The organism is Rothia mucilaginosa, from assembly GCF_964211445.1.
Classification (GTDB): domain Bacteria; phylum Actinomycetota; class Actinomycetes; order Actinomycetales; family Micrococcaceae; genus Rothia; species Rothia mucilaginosa_E.
The window spans coordinates 55496-72752 of sequence record NZ_CAXOQT010000001.1 but is presented as its reverse complement, the minus strand read 5'-3'; the positions used below and the strand labels follow the sequence as shown (position 1 = coordinate 72752).

General features: G+C 61.2%; 9 protein-coding genes and 1 tRNA gene. 6 read left to right on the top strand and 4 right to left on the bottom strand.

Going from position 1 to position 17257, the window contains the following annotated elements; genetic code table 11:
- Positions 1-75: 75 nt before the first annotated feature.
- The 4 genes from AB8E48_RS00235 (at position 76) to AB8E48_RS00220 (ending at position 8292) form a co-directional block, all read left to right on the top strand.
- Entirely contained in the window at positions 76-1479 is a 1404-nt protein-coding gene (locus AB8E48_RS00235) for an enterochelin esterase domain-containing protein (protein ID WP_368885350.1), read from the top strand.
- Positions 1480-1734: 255 nt separating this feature from the next.
- The gene (locus AB8E48_RS00230; protein WP_368885349.1) at positions 1735-3435 is read left to right on the top strand and encodes a (2,3-dihydroxybenzoyl)adenylate synthase; all 1701 of its coding nucleotides are present in this window, start codon (positions 1735-1737) and stop codon (positions 3433-3435) included.
- Between the two features lie 61 nt (positions 3436-3496).
- Positions 3497-3724: a phosphopantetheine-binding protein gene (locus tag AB8E48_RS00225; protein ID WP_294628908.1), complete on the top strand. Its 228-nt coding sequence runs from the start codon at positions 3497-3499 to the stop codon at positions 3722-3724.
- Positions 3725-3951: 227 nt separating this feature from the next.
- A complete protein-coding gene (locus AB8E48_RS00220) occupies positions 3952-8292 on the top strand; it encodes an amino acid adenylation domain-containing protein (RefSeq protein WP_368885348.1) in 4341 nt (1446 codons plus the stop codon).
- 150 nt (positions 8293-8442) lie between these two features.
- On the opposite strand, the gene AB8E48_RS00215 is transcribed toward AB8E48_RS00220, so the two are convergent.
- A complete protein-coding gene (locus tag AB8E48_RS00215) occupies positions 8443-9312 on the bottom strand; it encodes a hypothetical protein (RefSeq protein ID WP_368885347.1) in 870 nt (289 codons plus the stop codon).
- A gap of 619 nt (positions 9313-9931) precedes the next feature.
- Positions 9932-12664 carry a pyruvate dehydrogenase (acetyl-transferring), homodimeric type gene (gene aceE, locus AB8E48_RS00210; RefSeq protein ID WP_368885346.1) on the bottom strand — a complete coding sequence of 911 codons (2733 nt, stop codon included), beginning with the start codon at positions 12662-12664 and terminating at the stop codon, positions 9932-9934.
- A gap of 481 nt (positions 12665-13145) precedes the next feature.
- On the opposite strand from aceE, the gene AB8E48_RS00205 reads away from it, so the two are divergent.
- A tRNA-Val gene (locus AB8E48_RS00205) sits at positions 13146-13218 on the top strand.
- A 170-nt stretch (positions 13219-13388) separates the two neighbouring features.
- The gene (gndA, locus tag AB8E48_RS00200; RefSeq protein ID WP_368885345.1) at positions 13389-14861 is read left to right on the top strand and encodes an NADP-dependent phosphogluconate dehydrogenase; all 1473 of its coding nucleotides are present in this window, start codon (positions 13389-13391) and stop codon (positions 14859-14861) included.
- 207 nt (positions 14862-15068) lie between these two features.
- On the opposite strand, the gene epsC is transcribed toward gndA, so the two are convergent.
- Together epsC and cysK are read right to left on the bottom strand one after the other, a co-directional pair.
- The gene (gene epsC / locus AB8E48_RS00195) at positions 15069-15653 is read right to left on the bottom strand and encodes a serine O-acetyltransferase EpsC (protein ID WP_005507433.1); all 585 of its coding nucleotides are present in this window, start codon (positions 15651-15653) and stop codon (positions 15069-15071) included.
- Between the two features lie 333 nt (positions 15654-15986).
- On the bottom strand, positions 15987-16922 hold the full coding sequence (gene cysK / locus AB8E48_RS00190; RefSeq protein ID WP_368885344.1) for a cysteine synthase A: 936 nt from the start codon (positions 16920-16922) through the stop codon (positions 15987-15989).
- Between the last annotated feature and the right edge of the window lie 335 nt (positions 16923-17257).

Genomic DNA, 17257 nt, shown 5'->3' with positions numbered 1-17257 from the left:
GAGGCTAACTAACGATAATGCGCCTCCTCACCGTTTCTCACCGATTGAGTGTTTCCACAGACCAAGGAGGAACCGTTGGGCGAGCACGAACCCACCGCGACCGTTCCCGCGCAGAGCATTTGTGTACAGTCTGCTTCTGTGCAGACTGCCCCTGCGCAGCCGCGTACCGTTGCGCCGGCTGTGCGCCCGACCCCTCCTAAGACCCCGCGCCCCGTACCGGCACCGCGCGTGGACAGCCCCCTCATCAGCGCCCTCATTGCCGAGGCGGTCAGCTGCGAAGAGCTGAACGCCCGCATCGTTGAGGTCGTCTCCGAGGGCACCCCCATTATTGAGCCGGTGCACCGCGAAGACGGCAGCATCAGCGAGAACGAGCGCATCGTCACCTTCCTCTACCACAATGAGCAGGCGGAGCAGGTGCTCATGTTCATCAACCGCCTGACCGATGAGAAGAACCTCGACCGTTCCCTCATGACCCGCATCGAGGGCACCGGCTGGTGGCAGCTGAGCATGCAGATGGAAACCACCTGGCGTGCCTCCTACAATTTCCTGCCGGCGCTGCCCGGCGAGCGCCCCGCCTGGCTGGGTGACGACGACCAGGTGCGCCTGCGCGCCGCCCTGGACTCCGGCGAGGGCGACCCGCTGAACCCTGAGACTGTGTGTAACCGTATTGGCCGTTGCATGGGCGTGGTGCAGCTTGAGCACGCGCCGGTGCAGGAGTTCATCCTGACTCAGGAAGAGATTGACGCGCTGCCCGCCCCCGAGTGGATGCAGACCTCTGACGGCCACCAGTACGTACTCGGCCGCGTGGGTGACCCCGCCCCGGATGCGCCGCTGTTCGTGCAGTTCGACGGTGAGATGTGGTTCAGCCAGGGCATGGAACAGACCCTCAACCGCGCCCATGAGGCGGGCCGTATTCCGGCGATGCACGTGTTCTTCCTGCACTCCGGCGGTCGTGAGAACCGCTGGAAGGAACTGAACGGCGACAACCCGATTGCCGACTACCTGGTGGAGATTGCGTTCCCGCACCTGGAGGCGGTGCACGGCATTAAGACCGACCCGCAGAACATTGTGATTAACGGCCAGTCGCTGGGTGGCCTGTCCTCCCTGCTGGCGGTGCTGAGCCGTCCGGAGGCGTTTGGCGGCGCGATTGCGCAGTCTTCGTCGCTGTGGCAGCCGCAGGTGATGGACCGCCTGGACGAGCTGGAGGCGGCGGGCGAGATTGATCGTCTGCGCCACCTGCAGCTTGAGATTGAGGTGGGGGAGCAGGAGTGGATTCTGGTGCCTCCTCACCGCGAGCTGAAGGAGCGCCTGGGGAAGCTGGGCCTGAAGAATGCGCGTTGCACGACCTTCAACGGCGGCCATGATTATGCGTGCTGGCGCGGCGCGATTGTGCCGGCACTGGAGCGCATGATTGCTTCTTGCCGTCAGGAGACTGACGCTGAGCGGGGCTCCGCGGAGGATCAGCGAGATGCCGCCTAAGCTTCTACGGGATGGGTCCCCGCTAGAGCCCGCCCCGCATGGTGGGCGTGCGGGGCTCCCGTTAGGGTAAACACCGCCGCGCCCGTATCCTAGAGAAGTACAGCCTAAGAGAGGTGTAGCACTACCGCGCCGCGAGGGGTACCGAAAGGTACCCGGCGCAGGTTGCGCACCCGCCCTCATTGACGAGATGGCATCACGCTGCGAACACAACGTGAGCGCTATAGAAACCGCAAACGACACAGAAATCGAGAGAAGATGACCGTAGAACGTAGCCCCCTGGCCCCCACGCCGCTCATCCCCGAGTCTTTTGCCGCGAAGTACCGCGAAGCCGGCTACTGGATTGACCAGACTATCCCCGAGTTCCTGCTGGATGCCTGCCGTGCGAAGCCGCACTTCCCGGCGCTGGTGGCGCTTTCGCACGCGCAGCTCGATGAGGACGGCAAGCCCCAGCAGATTCGCCTCTCCTACGGTGAGCTGGAGGCGGCAGGTCGTGCCGCTGCGGCGCGCCTCGTGAAGGCTGGCGTGCAGCCGGGCGACCGCGTGCTGCTGCAGCTGGGTAACACCGCCGAGTACCTGGTGTACCTGCTGGGTATTTTCTGGGCGGCTGCGCTGCCGGTGTTCTGCCTGCCGCAGCACCGCACCACCGAGCTCGTGCACTTTGCGACCCGCACCGATGCGGCGGCGCACGTGTTCTCTTCGCTGACCCCCGGCGCGGATTTCACCGCCCTGCACGAGGACGTTGCCGCCGAGCTGCGCAAGAACTCCCTGGAGCCGCCGGTTGCTATTGACGTTGCGGAGCCGCTGACCCCGCTGACGGAGGAGGAGCTCGCCGAAGAGTTCGTGCCCGGCGTCATCCAGAACACCGAGAAGACCCGCGCGAGCGAGCAGGTGGCGTTCCTGCAGCTTTCCGGCGGTACGACCGGCATTTCGAAGCTGATTCCTCGCACCCACGCCGCCTACCTGTACTCGGTGCGCGGCTCGGTCGATATCTGCAAGCTGAACAACAACACGACCATGCTCGTGGTGCTGCCCGCCGCGCACAACTTCACGATGAGCTCGCCCGGTATTCTGGGCGTTATGTGCGCCTCCGGCAAGCTCGTGTTTGCGGCGGATCCGTCCCCGCAGACCGCGTTCCACCTCATCGAGATGGAGGGTGTGACCACCTCCGCGCTGGTGCCGCCGCTGGCTCAGGCGTGGGTTGCTTCCGCGGAGAAGCGCGGCGTGTCCCTGCCGTCCCTGCAGACCCTGCAGGTGGGCGGTTCGAAGCTCGCTCCGGCGGTTGCAGGCAAGATTGAGTCCGTGCTCGGCTGCACGGTTCAGCAGGTGTTCGGCATGGCTGAGGGCCTGGTGAACTACACCCGTTCCACCGACATGATTGAGCTGCGCCTGCGGACCCAGGGTTACCCGATTAGCCCCGACGACGAAATCCTGATTGTTGATGATCAGGACCAGCCGGTCAAGCGCGGCGAGAGCGGCCACCTGCTCACCCGCGGCCCGTACACGATTCGCGGCTACTACCTGGAGGAAAACGCGAACCGCTACGGCTTCACCGAGGACGGCTTCTACCGCACCGGCGACATCGTGCGCCTGGTGGCAGGTAAGTACCTTGAGGTGACCGGCCGCGCGAAGGACCAGATTAACCGCAACGGCGAGAAGATTGCCGTGGACGAAATCGAAGAGCTGGCGCTGACCCACCCCGACGTTTTTGACGCCGTGGTTCTGGGCATCCCGGATGAGACCGTGGGCGAGCGCGTGGGCCTGGTCATTGTGCCGAAGGAAGGCGCCGACCTGGGCGAAAACCCGCGCCGCACGATGCACGAGTTCTTCACCTCGAAGAAGCTCGCCGACTTCAAGATCCCCGAGCGCGTGCAGGTTCTGCAGGAGCTGCCCACCACGAACGTGGGTAAGATTTCTCGCCGCGAACTGCGCGCCAAGCTTGCCGAAATTTTCGGCTAAACCCTTTGAGCTGACCATTTTCGGCTAAACCTTAAGCCCCCTACCCCTATTGAGGAGAAAAATGTCCGCATTTGAGACTCTGCGCCCCATCATGGAGAAGTACATCGTCGAGCCCGACTCCCTGCAGACCGCTTTTGACGAGCCGACCACCGATCTGTTCTCCCTGGGCATGGACTCGATGGGCTGCTTCGCCCTGCTCGACGACCTTGCCGCTGAGGGCGCCGTGATTGAGTTTACCGAGCTGGTGGAGAACCCGACCGTGGAGTTCATCGCCTCCCGCCTGGGCTAAATACGTGTAGCGCCCCGGAGGCTCGTCACGCCGGTAGGCACTGTAGGGTGCCGCCGGTTCTGCGAGTGTCCGGGGCGTTGAGCATGTACTCCGCCGTGATTGGCATCGCTATCTGGTTCGGCGCTGCTGCCGGATTTAGCGCTTTTGCAGGCGCAACCTCGCGCAAAACTGTATGGACTTGCGCAAACCCACACATTCAACGTTGAGACCCCCTCAGAGAGGCCACCATGGGCGTAGCTGATACTACCGCACCCGCTAGCTCCGAGACTGCTTCCGATACTCGCACCGCCGCGACTCACCCCGCACCGCACAGCGCTGACAGCCCCTGGCTGCCGCTGACCACCAATGCACGCGGCATCTATTTTGCCGCGGCGATTGACCCGTCGAACCCCTGCTACAACACCGCGGAGGTTCTGCAATGCCCCGCGGACACCGACCTCACCATACTGCGTGAGGCGCTGGTGCAGCTCTACCGCGAGAACGAGGGCTTCCGCGTGCGCACCCGCATTGCCGATGGTGCCGCCTCCCAGCAGATTCTGCCGCTTGAGGCGTTCCTTGCGGGTATTGACCTGCTCGTGGATGAAGGGGAACTGGAAGAGGGGGAGCTGAACGGCACCGTCGAGGCGGAGGAGAACGCCTCTGACCTGCCTGACTCTGATTTGCCCGCGCCCGTGCGCGCCTGGGCGCAGCGTCTGCTCGCCCAGCCCCTCGCCACCGATGAGGGCGTGACCGTGCGCAGCGCCGTAGCGCGTTACGGCGGGTTCCTCTGGGTCTACCACTCCTTCTCCCACGTGGTTGCCGACGGGTTCGCCGCGTTCAACGGCCTCTCCCGCGTCGCCGCTATTTACCGCGCCCTGTCCGCCGGTCAGCCGGTTCCGGCAACCCGCCGCATGAGCCTGCAGCAGTTGCTCGATGCTGACGAAGCCGCCTCCGCCGCCCGTGACGAAGACCTCGCATTCTGGGAGGCGAGCGGCGCCCTGGAACAGGAAGACACCTCGCTGGCGGGTCGTACCGCCTCCCCGTCGGCGCAGTCTGTGCGCCTGGCGTTCAGCATTGACGTGCCCACCCAGCAGGCCCTGCTGGATGCGGCAAAGCAGCACGCTGTCTCCTGGCCCGTGCTGGCGACCGCCGCCGTCGGCTCCTACCTGGCGCGTGTGGGCGGCTACCCGCAGGCTTCGTTCGGCGTGCCGCAGATGAACCGCATGTTCGCCCGCACCCTGCCGGAGGCGACCCGCGCCCTGGGTACGGCGAGCGCGCAGACCGGCTGTACCGCGGTGAACGTTCTGCCGGTGCAGGTTGCGGCGACCTGCCCCATCTCGGAGTCCCTGCACTCGGTGAAGGAACAGTACGCCCGCAACGCGGAGCATCCGCTGGCTCGTCAGGAAGACCTCGAACGTACCGCGCGTAACGCCCAGTCCAGGCTGTTTGGTGCGCAGATTAACGTGGTGCCCTTTGACGCGGTGCTACCGCTGGCGGCACCCTCGAAGGACGAGTCCGGAACTGTACAGCCGGTACCGACTGCGCGTATTCACAATATCTCTGCCGGTCCCGTTGCTGACGCGACCTTCACCCTGCGCGGCATGCCCGGCCGCGGCAACAGCATCTCCTGCGAGATTGACATGAACCCGGCGCTCTACACCGCTGAGGAGCTGGAACGTCACGCCGCCCGCCTGCGCGAGTGGCTGCCCGCCTACGCGGCGGAGGCGCAGCGCGAGGGCGCCTCCCTGAACAACCTTGGTTTGGCGACCGAGGCGGAGCTTGCGACCCTGCGCGAGCTGACCGCCCCGGTGCTTACCGAGCACCCGATGGAGTACAAGACCCTGCTGGGTCGCTTCCGTGAGGCGGTGGCGGCGCATCCGCAGGCGCTCGCGGTGCTGGATTCTGCCCCCGCGCCCGGTGAGGTGCTCACCCCCGAGTCGGATCGCGCCTACGTCTTTGACCGCGCCCTCACCTACGCCGAGCTGGATGAGCGCGCCCGTGCGCTTGCCGCGCAGCTGCTGGACTGGGGCGTTCGCCCCGGTGATGCGGTGGGCCTGCGCGTGCACCGCGGCGCCGAGCAGTACGTGGCGCTGTACGCCCTGCTGTACGCGGGTGCCACCTATGTGCCGGTGCTTCCGGATCTGCCCGCCGAGCGTGTGGGCGTGATGATGGAGGACGCCGAATGTTCCCTGCTTCTGCACGGCCCCGGTCTGCACCCGCTGAGTGCGGAGGAGCTGAACCCGCAGGAGCCTGCGCGTCACGCGAACCTGCCCCAGCACACTCTGCCGCTGCTGAGCACTGACGAGCCCACCCGGGCACTCTCCTCTGCACCCGCCGCAGAGGAGCTTCCGGGCACGAAAACCGGCCTGGACGAGGACGCTTACGTGCTCTTCACCTCCGGCTCCACGGGCCGCCCGAAGGGCGTTGCCATTAGCCACCGCGCGATTGATAACCGCCTGCGCTGGCAGCAGCACCAGATTCCGGTGGGGGAGGGCGACCGCGTTCTGCACAAGACCCCCATCTCCTTTGACGTTCACGTGTGGGAGCTGTACTGGCCGCTCGCCGAGGGCGCTGCCGTGGTCATTGCCGCCCCGGAGGGTCACCGCGACCCCGCCTACTTGGCGCGCGTGTTCGCCGAGCAGTCCGTCACGGCGGTTCATTTTGTGCCGACCATGCTGTCGGCGTTGACCTCGTCGCCGGCGGCGCGCCGCATTCTGGCTGATGCCGGATTCGGCCGGGATCGAGACCAGCCCCTGCGCTACGTGGTCTGCTCTGGTGAGGCCCTGCAGAAGGACCAGGTGCAGGCCGCGGGCGAGGTTCTGGGCGTGTACCCGCTGAACCTCTACGGCCCGACCGAGGCGGCGGTGGACGTGACCTTCTGGGAGACTTCCGCCGACCCGCAGCGCGAGAGCGTGCCCATTGGTGAGCCCGTCTGGAACACCGGCACCCTGATTCTTGACCCGACCGGCCACCCCGTGCCGGTGGGCGTGACGGGTGAACTGCACCTGTCGGGTGTGCAGCTGGCGCGCGGCTACAAGAACAACCCGCAGGCAACCGAGGCGGCTTTCGTGGAGCAGGCTCCCGCCGGTGCGCTCGCGTTGCTGAACGGCGAGAGCCAGCGCCTGTACCGTACGGGTGATTTGGCGTGCTGGGAGATTCTTCCCGACGGCCGTGCCGTCATTGGCTACCGTGGTCGCACGGACTATCAGATTAAGGTGCGCGGTCAGCGCCTGGAGCTGGGTGATATTGAGATGGCTCTTGCTGCGGTTGAGGGCGTGACCGCTTCGGTGGCTCTGCTGTACCGCGGTCTGCGTGAGCCTGCCCTGGCGGCGGTGCTGGAGGTGGGCGATGTGCCCGCCGAGCGTGCCGAGCAGCTGGTGGAGGCGGCGCGTGAGCATTGCGCGCAGGTCCTGCCGGACTACATGGTTCCGACCCTGTGGCACACCCTGCCTGCGTTGCCGGTGAGCCCCTCCGGTAAGGCGGATCGCAAGCTGTTGGCGACCCTCGACCTGACCCCGCAGACTTCCGATGCCGAGGGCCCGCACGGTCTGCTGGAGCAACAGCTGTGCTCGATTATTGCGGGCGTGCTGGGGCGTGAGCGTTTCGGCGTGGACGAAGATTTCTTCGCTTCGGGCGGTCATTCGTTGGCGGCTCTTGAGGTGATTGCCGCGGTTGAGGAGCAGCTGGGTTTGAGCGTGAGCATCGGTGCGCTGTTTGCGCATCCGACCGTGCAGGCGTTGGCGGCGTCCATTGCGGGCGAGCGCGGTGAGGGTGCGGAGTTCGCACCGGTGCTGCCGCTGCGTGAGCACGTTGTGGCCCAGGGCGAGCATCCTGCCGCGCATGACGAAGCCCCCGCGCCGCTGTTTATTCTGCCGCCCGCGGGTGGTTTGGGCTGGTGCTATGCGGGGTATCTCTCGCATCTTCCGGCGCAGCAGGGCGTGTACGCTCTGCAAGCTGAGGCGTTCTCTGACCCGCAGGCCGGGTTTGCGTCGACCCTGCAGGAGCTGGCTGAGGGCTATCTGAAGCTGATTGAGAAGACTCTGGCGGATCGTTCGTTGCCGCGTCGTTTTGCGTTGATGGGCTGGTCCGTGGGCGGTACTGCCGCGGTGCAGGTTGCGGCGTTGGCACAGGCCGCGGGCGCGCAGGTTGAGCGCGTCATCCTGCTGGATGCGTATCCTTCGGAGCAGTGGCAGGGTGTGCCTGCGCCGGATGAGCAGGAGAGCTTCCGTGCGCTGTTGCGTATGGGCGGTCTGCCAGAGCCTGCCGCCGACGAGCAGCTTGATTTGCCGGGTACCCTAGAACGTCTGCAGAGGGCAGGTTCGGCGATGGGTTACCTGCCGGAGGAGAAGTTGGGCGTGTGCCTGGGTAGTATGCGTGCTTCGGCGGCACTCATGCGTGGTGCCGAGCAGGCGTTCTTTGATGGGGACGTGTTGCTGGTGGGTGTGCCGCACGAGGATCAGCCGTACCTGGATGCGGCGGGTTGGGCGGCGCATGCGTCGTCGTTCCGTTCGGTGCTGTTGGAGGGTACGCACCCTGATCTGGTGAACCCGGCGCGTCTGGCGGAGGTGACCGGCCACTTCGCAGGCTAAACTCGCCAACGCCCACAAGTAACTGAATTAGCCCGGAGGTAATAGTCGTTACCTCCGGGCTACATCAGTTAAAACATGCAACTCAGGTAAAGCACGAGTTAAAACACGAATGCCCCCGGTTGATGATTTATCAACCGGGGGCATTTATATTCATTGGTTTTTGAGAACCCACTCTTTATACCGAAGATTAACTTCTGATTGCCGCTGTCGCTGTTCTTCTAGTTTTGTTTCGTTATCTCGAATAAGCGGTTTTTGATATGAAGCTACAAGATTGGCAAGACCTTGAGCCATTCCTGTATCTTTACTGCATTGTGCTTCAATGACGCTGAGTCGAATTTCTTCTTCTGATGCCGGGGCATTATTATCACCGCTAGCGCGGGTTGCATTTGATAGTTCTTGTGTTTCCCATTCTTCGTCGCCTTTTCGTGGCGTTAGACCTTTATCCGATAGGCATTTCCACCATGCTTCACGGTATTTTTTCCATTCGGGATGATTCATGGCAGCTGCATAGGATTGGCCGTAGATTCGACGATAGGCTTCTGAGAGGCCACCCTGCTCTTCGATGCTGATGCCCGCAATCTCTTTCATAGTGGCTGAAATTTCAGGCATGCACTGTTCCATAATTTTTGTGTCATAGCCCCCGGATGATGGTGCATTCCCGGATCGCTTGAAGTTTCCATATTTGGCGGAGTATTCGGGGTTCCAGAGACCAAACTCGCGACCGGACGAATTAATTTTAATATCTTCTATATCCGGGATATATATTTCGTAGGATTGGCCGTGTTTTGCGAAACAGCGCTGCCTGAGAATTTCCAAGGCTTGAGTGTAATACAGGGAATTTTCATCGAAAATTTCATTGTATTCTTCGAGTGGAGTAATGATTCGGTTGTTTTTATAGTCTAGAGTTGCTTGGGCTGTTTCATCACGTTCTAGTTGCGGGCCTGTAGAACAGGATGTGCAGGCTAGTGTGAATGCAAACGTTATGGCCATTGCGGGCTGAAAGATTTTCTTGAGGTTCATGATTCTCCCTCCTTAATTGGATAAAGAATATGTGACAGTAAAGAAAGCGGGGCTGTATTTTGCTGATTGTTGCAAAGCATATGACCCGGTGAATATGGGTGTCGAGAGAATCTGGAATCTATGTGAATCCCAGAGCGATAAGCAGAATCTCGGGGGAGTGCCTGCTAGCTTGGGAGTGCACCCATAGCGAAAGGCCAAGACGCTATGGCAGACCACGCACAAGGGTGTTTCTGCAGCGTCGTTACTGCTGGGAGAGTATTCTAGAGCTTCATCATGAACCCCTATGGGTTATGGAGGGCAAATACTCATAGATGAGTGAGTCGTGCCCCCCCCCGTAATGCTGGTAGGGCACCCTAAAATATCCACCAATACTATGGCGAATATCATAGTTGAAGGGTGGTTAAAGCCTACCACCGGCTAGGTGCGCACGGCAACCAAAACTCCGGTCACGTCTGATTTATTACATGAGAAACGCATAGTCAACGACCATATCAACAGGAAGCAGCTCGGGTATCCTGCACCCCTTCACAGTTAAAAACGAATGCCCCCGGTTGATAAATCATCAACCGGGGGCATCGTTTAGCGTCTAACGCAGAACCGAGGTTCTACCGCTAAATGCTTAGTGCTGCTCCAGCTCGGAGTTAGCGTTCACGTTCAGCAGGTCGTACTTAGCGAATGCCTTCGCGGGAACGTCTGCTGCAACCTCGCCGCGCTTTGCCAGCATCTGCAGGGTGCGGACAACAACCGACTCTGCATCGATGTGGAAGAAGCGACGTGCACCCGGGCGGGTGTCTGCGAAGCCGAAGCCGTCAGCACCCAGGGTTGCGAAGTCGTTCGGAACGAACTGGCGGATCTGGTCGGGAACATCCGAAGCGAAGTCGGTGGTCGCGATGATCGGGCCAGCAGCGCCTGCCAGCTTCTGGGTCACGTAAGGAACGCGAGCGGGCTGGTTCGGGTTCAGCAGAGCCTCTTCCTCAGCGGCAATGCCGTCGCGGCGCAGCTCGGTCCACGAGGTGACAGACCAGACGTCTGCGGAGACGCCCCAGTCCTCAGCCAGCAGCTTCTGAGCCTTCTCAGCCCACGGAACAGCAACGCCGGATGCCAGCAGCTGTGCCTTGGGGCCGGAGGTCAGCGGGGAGTCGCTGATCTTGTGGATACCCTTGATGATGCCCTCAACGTCAACGTTTGCCGGTTCAGCAGGCTGGTGAATCGGCTCGTTGTACACGGTCAGGTAGTACATGACGTTGTGGTCTTCGTCCTTGGTGCCGTACATCTGCTCGATACCGCGCTCCACGATGTGAGCAATCTCGTAGCCGTAAGCCGGGTCGTAGATCTTGAAGGCCGGGTTGGTGGAGGCCAGGATCGGGGAGTGGCCGTCGTTGTGCTGCAGACCCTCACCGGACAGGGTGGTACGACCTGCGGTTGCACCGATGACGAAGCCGCGGCACAGCTGGTCGGCAGCAGCCCAGAAGCCGTCGCCGGTGCGCTGGAAGCCGAACATCGAGTAGAAGATGTAAATCGGGATCATCGGCTCGCCATGGGTGTCGTAAGAGGAGCCCAGTGCGATGAACGCAGCGGTTGCGCCTGCCTCGTTAATACCCACGTGAACAATCTGGCCCTCGGGGGACTCGGTGTAGGTCAGCATCAGCTGGTGGTCAACGGGCACGTAGTTCTGGCCGTTGGGGTTGTACAGCTTAGCCGAGGGGAAGAAGGAATCCATACCGAAGGTACGTGCCTCATCGGGGGTGATGGGGGCGATACGGTGACCGAAGCCCTTCACGCGCATGAGGTCCTTCATCAGGCGGACGAACGCCATGGTGGTAGCAGCGGTCTGCTTGCCGGAGCCCTTCTTGGTCTGTGCGTAGACCTTGGACTCGGGCAGGATAATCTCAGGCTGGGTGTTTGCACGGCCGGGGATGTAACCGCCGAGTTCCTTACGGCGTGCCTGCATGTACTGCAGTGCCGGGTGGTTTGCCTCGGGCAGGTAGTACGGCGGGTTGTACAGATCCTTCTCCAGCTCCTCGTCGGAGATGGGGATGTTCAGGTGGTCACGGAAGCCCTTCAGTGCTTCCATGGTGAACTTCTTGATCTGGTGGGTGGAGTTACGTGCCTCGAAGTAGGGGCCGAGCTCCGCACCCTTAATGGACTGTGCCAGGATGACGGTGGGCTTGCCCTTGGTCTCCATAGCTTCCTTGTAGGCTGCGTAGAGCTTCTTGTCGTCGTGGCCACCCAGGCGCAGGTTGAAAATCTGCTCGTCGGTCAGGTCTGCAACCAGTTCCTTGGTCTCGGGGTACTTGCCGAAGAAGTGCTCGCGGATGTAGCCACCGTCTTCGCCACGGAAGGTCTGGTAGTCACCGTCGAGGGTCTCGTTCATCAGCTGGATGAGCTTGCCGCTCTTGTCCTTCTTGAGCAGCTCGTCGTAGTCGGAGCCCCACAGGACCTTGATGACGTGCCAGCCTGCGCCGCGGAAGAATGCCTCGAGCTCCTGAACGATCTTGCCGTTACCACGAACGGGGCCGTCCAGACGCTGCAGGTTGCAGTTGACGACGAAGGTCAGGTTGTCCAGGTGCTCGTTTGCAGCCAGCTGCAGTGCACCACGCGACTCGGGCTCGTCCATCTCGCCGTCGCCCAGGAATGCCCAGACGTGCTGCTCGGAGGTGTCCTTGATCTTGTGGTTGTGCAGGTACTTGTTGAAGGATGCCTGGTGAATTGCGTTCAGGGGGCCCAGACCCATGGACACGGTCGGGAACTGCCAGAACTCGGGCATGCAACGGGGGTGCGGGTACGAAGGAATACCGTTTGCGCCCTTGGTCTTCTCCTGGCGGAAGCCGTCCATCTGCTCTTCGGTCAGGACGCCTTCAACGAATGCGCGGGAGTAGACACCGGGGGAGGAGTGACCCTGGAAGAAGACCTGGTCACCGCCACCGGGGTGGTTGCGGCCGCGGAAGAAGTGGTTCTGGCCCATTTCGTAGAGGTCAGCCACACCTGCGAAGGTGGAGATGTGACCGCCAACGCCGATGCCCTTCTTCTGGGCACGCTGAACCATGATTGCTGCGTTCCAACGAATCCATGCGCGGTACTGGCGCTCGAGTTCCTCATCGCCGGGGTACTCGGGCTGCTGGTCGACGGGGATGGTGTTGATGTAGTCGGTCTTGACCAGAGTCGGGACCTTAACGCCCTTTGCGCCAGCCTCCTTGAGCAGTGCGCGAAGGATGTACTCTGCACGCTCGGTGCCGTGAGTCTTGATAAGGTCCTCGAGGGACTCGGCCCACTCCTGGGTCTCTTCTACGTCGATGTCCTTGAAGCCATCGAGAAGGGTGCTCAGGGAGTGCTCGTTCGGTACGTTAGCCAAACTAATCCAACCTCTCTTCTGTGCGGTTGTGAGATCGCCCGCCGCGCGTTGTTGCGTTGTCGAACAATCTTTGTGTTTAAGCGTTATAGGTCTGTGAGACCCACTTCGCTTCTTATCTCTACTATCTTAGACCTAAAGCTGGGGCTCTTGGTCTCAAATGGGGGTTTTTGTGGTGTGGGTTTCGCATTGTGACTATCTGAGTGGGAAAAATGCGCATCAAAAGTACTAGTTAGGGTCTTTTTGCACCTAAATGGCGCGGAATGGCGGGGTTGGCGAAATGGCGCGGAACAAGGGGGTGTGGCTTGTTTCTGAGGGGGAGGGTAGCTGTGGCTTGGTGTGGCTTGATGTTGGGTGCGGTGGGAAAATGAAAAAAATATTGAGACATAGAACACGTGTCTTGGATTTGCATGTCATACCGAAAGCCCGTATAGTTTCTTCTTGTGTTCGCCACTGGGTCGTCAAACGAAACAGTGAGAACTACGGGTCTTTAGCTCAGCTGGTAGAGCGCCACGTTTACACCGTGGATGTCATCGGTTCGATCCCGGTAGGACCCACCGATTGCCCCGGTACCGCAAGGTACCGGGGTTTTTTGTATCCTCAGCTTGTGTCCTCAGCGCTTTCTCCAAGCACTATATTTCTCCAAGAGTGAGAAGGGCGACTCTTCAGAGCATAAAAGTGCACTCCACCTATATATAGCCTGCCCTCAGCGCGTATCCTTATATACATGACTGAAAACAAGAAGGCACAGATTGGTGTCACCGGCCTTGCTGTCATGGGTGCAAACCTTGCCCGCAACCTGGCACGTAACGGCTACACCGTGGCACTGCACAACCGTTCCGTAGAGAAGACCGACGCACTGCTGGCTGAGCACGGCGCAGACGGCGACTTCATCCGCACCGAGTCCCTGCAGGAACTCGTCGACTCCCTCGAGTCTCCCCGCCGCATCCTGATTATGGTCAAGGCGGGCGCACCCGTCGACGCTGTTATCGAGCAGCTCACCCCCATGCTCGATGAGGGCGACATCATTATCGATGGCGGTAACTCCCACTTCCCCGACACTATCCGCCGCGAGCGCGCACTGGCCGAGAAGGGCCTGCACTTCGTGGGCGTCGGCGTCTCCGGCGGCGAAGAGGGCGCTCTCTGGGGTCCCTCCATGATGCCCGGCGGCTCGGCAGAGTCCTACAAGCACCTCGGCCCCATGCTCGAGAAGATCGCAGCAAAGGCACCCCAGGACGGCGCACCCTGCTGCGCATGGATCTCCACCGACGGCGCGGGCCACTTCGTGAAGATGGTCCACAACGGCATCGAGTACGCCGACATGCAGGTCATCGGCGAGGCTTACGACATTCTCCGCTCCATCGCAGGCATCGAGCCCGCACAGCAGGCAGAGATTTTCAAGGAATGGAACAAGACCGACCTGAGCTCCTACCTGATTGAAATCACCGCTGAGGTGCTCGCACAGGTAGACGCAAAGACCGGCAAGCCCCTGGTTGACGTGATCGTTGACGCAGCGGGTCAGAAGGGTACCGGCCTGTGGACCGCTAAGGCTGGCCTGGACCTCGGTTCCCCCGTCTCCGCTATCGCAGAGTCCGTGTTCGCACGCGCCCTCTCCTCCTCCGAGCGTGAGCAGCGCGAGCAGGCACAGCGTGAACTGCCCGCAGGCCTGATCGCAACCACCGGTATCGGTGCAGGCGACCCCGAGTTCGTTGAGGACGTGCGCCGCGCGCTCTTCGCATCCAAGCTCGTTGCGTACGCACAGGGCATGGACCTACTCACCCGCGCAGGCAAGGAATACGGCTGGGACCTGAAGCTGGACACCATCGCATCGCTGTGGCGTGCAGGCTGCATCATCCGTGCCGAGCTGCTGGGCGACATCATGGCCGCCTACGCTGATGAAGCTCCCGCAAACATGCTACTGGCACCCGCCTTCAAGAACCTCATGGAGGAGCTCGTTCCTTCCTGGCGTCGCGTGGTGGCTAAGGCAACCGCACTGGGTATCCCCGTTCCGGTGTTCGCTTCCGCGCTGTCCTACTACGACGGTCTGCGCCGCGACCGCCTGCCCGCATCCCTGATTCAGGGTCAGCGTGACTTCTTCGGTGCGCACACCTACGGTCGTATTGACGAAGAGGGCGCCTTCCACACCATGTGGAGCGGTGACCGTTCCGAGGTGAACGCAGCGGACATTCACGTTCACTAAGCTCCCGTAGCTGAACACAAAAGCCCGCCCCGGCTGGATGAGAATCCGGTCGGGGCGGGCTTTCGTTATGTCTTGATAGGGCAGTCCCCGAGGTATCTCACGATATATCTCAGGAACGCGGCGGGGGAGAGCGCTTGCAGAGTCTAGCCAGGAAGTTACCCAGGAGCCACCAGGCGCGCCTCTACGGGCTCAAAACGCCAGCAAGCACTAAATCCACATGGCGGGGTCAATGTATTCCACAGCGTCCACCAGCGGCTTCTTCTTCTCCGGGGTACGCGGGCGGTGCTTTGCCGGAATGCCGGTAATAATCGAATCGGCGGGGTGATCGTTGACCACCACGGCGTTCGCGCCAATAGCACTATCGGCGCCAATAACCACCGGACCCAGAACCTTCGCACCGGCACCAATGGTCACGCGGTCACCAATGGTGGGGTGGCGCTTCACCTTCTCCAGGGAGCGACCACCCAGGGTCACGCCGTGGTACAGCATCACGTCGTCGCCAACCTCAGCGGTCTCACCAATCACAATGCCCATGCCGTGATCGATAAAGAAACGGCGGCCAATAGTCGCGCCGGGGTGAATCTCCACGCCGGTCAGAAAACGCGCAAACTGCGAGAGAGTACGAGCCAGAGCCTTCGTCTCATCCTTCTGCCAGAGCTTATGGGTCAGACGGTGAACCCAAATAGCGTGCATACCCGAATAGTTCAGCGCAATCTCGACAGCACCACGCGCAGCAGGGTCGTGCTGGCGGACGTTCTCAATATCTTCACGCAGACGCGCAATAAAACTCATTGGGTTCCCTTTCCCTCATCGGTCGTGCTCTGTATGTGTGCGACCTTTCCAAAGGTACCAACAACGGGGCCCTTTCGGCTATTCCCGCCCCAATCAGCAATATGGTGGACGCACCCGACTGTTTGACTGCTCAGCCGCGGCGAATACACGCGGGTCGGCGCAAAAGAACAGCAGGGGAGCCGCGGGACAGCTCAGCTCCTCGCCGGTCAGCTCGCAGAGTCTCTATTTCGCAGCGGGCATAGAAACGCCCCGCCCACCGTGTATGCAACCGGCAGACGGGGCGTAGCACTATAAACTGATGCCTCCCACTAACACGGGGGCTCAGAAGCTCAATTAGCCGCGGATATCCTCGTACAGAGCGGTGGAGATGTAACGCTCACCGAAGTCGGGAACGATAGCCACGATCAGCTTGTCCTTGTTCTCGGACTTCTTAGCCTCCTCCAGAGCAGCCCAAACAGCCGCACCGGAAGAAATACCGCCCAGAATACCTTCCTGGGTAGCCAGCAGGCGGGAGGTGCGCATAGCGTCCTCAGCGCTGACCGGGGTCACGGAATCGTAGATGCCGCGGTCCAGGGTATCGGGAACGAAGTTAGCGCCCAGGCCCTGAATCTTGTGGGGGCCAACGCGACCCTCAGAGAGCAGCGGGGAGTCCTTCGGCTCAACCGCAACAACCTTAACGTCAGGGTTCTGCTCCTTCAGGTACTTACCGGTACCGGAGATGGTGCCGCCGGTGCCAATACCCGCCACAAAAATGTCGACCTTGCCGTCGGTTGCTTCCCAAATCTCGGGGCCGGTGGTGTTGTAGTGAATAGCGGGGTTTGCCTCGTTGGAGAACTGAGACGCCAGGATAGCGTTCTCGGTGGTAGCAACGATTTCCTTAGCCTTCTCCACAGCGCCGCGCATACCCTCGGTACCGGGGGTCAGCACAATCTGAGCACCGTAAGCGCGCAGCAGCACGCGACGCTCAGCAGACATGGTCTCCGGCATGGTCAGGATGACGCGGTAACCGCGAGCAGCACCCACCATAGCCAGCGCAATACCGGTGTTACCGGAAGTACCCTCAACGATGGTGCCGCCGGGCTTCAGCTCACCCGACTTCTCAGCAGCGTCAATGATGGCGCGGCCGATACGGTCCTTGACCGAACCTGCAGGGTTGTAGAACTCAAGCTTGACCGCGACGTTACCGGGAAGACCCTCGTCCAGTCGGTTCAGCTTAATCAGGGGGGTCTGGCCGGTTGCTTCAACAATGCTGTTGAGAATCTTTGCCATGGGGTGCTCCTTACATGAGCCTGGGGGAGGCCAGCCGCGACGGGGTCTCCGCAATGAATAATCGGTTACGTGGCAACTCTACTACTCGCCGGCGACAGGTTTAAACCTGCGGTCACAGTTCGTAATAATGCCAGAGAAAAACCTCAAGGAACGAGGTTCAAAAAGAGGGTACAGAAAAGCGCCGCACAAACCCTTTCTCGATAAAGGACAATGAATGTGCGGCGCTCTCTAGAAACATTATGTAGCCCAAAAGACAACCTCTATATATAAGAGTAGTGATGAACTCTGTTCACCGCAAGCTGGAGCCACAAATTTTATTGCCATCAATGGAAAAA

Coding starts and splice junctions, on each gene's coding strand:
- gndA (WP_368885345.1), top strand. CDS start 13,389: ATGACTGAAAACAAGAAGGCACAGATTGGTGTCACCGGCCTTGCTGTC.
- AB8E48_RS00215 (WP_368885347.1), bottom strand. CDS start 9,312: ATGAACCTCAAGAAAATCTTTCAGCCCGCAATGGCCATAACGTTTGCA.
- AB8E48_RS00230 (WP_368885349.1), top strand. CDS start 1,735: ATGACCGTAGAACGTAGCCCCCTGGCCCCCACGCCGCTCATCCCCGAG.
- epsC (WP_005507433.1), bottom strand. CDS start 15,653: ATGAGTTTTATTGCGCGTCTGCGTGAAGATATTGAGAACGTCCGCCAG.
- AB8E48_RS00220 (WP_368885348.1), top strand. CDS start 3,952: ATGGGCGTAGCTGATACTACCGCACCCGCTAGCTCCGAGACTGCTTCC.
- cysK (WP_368885344.1), bottom strand. CDS start 16,922: ATGGCAAAGATTCTCAACAGCATTGTTGAAGCAACCGGCCAGACCCCC.
- AB8E48_RS00225 (WP_294628908.1), top strand. CDS start 3,497: ATGTCCGCATTTGAGACTCTGCGCCCCATCATGGAGAAGTACATCGTC.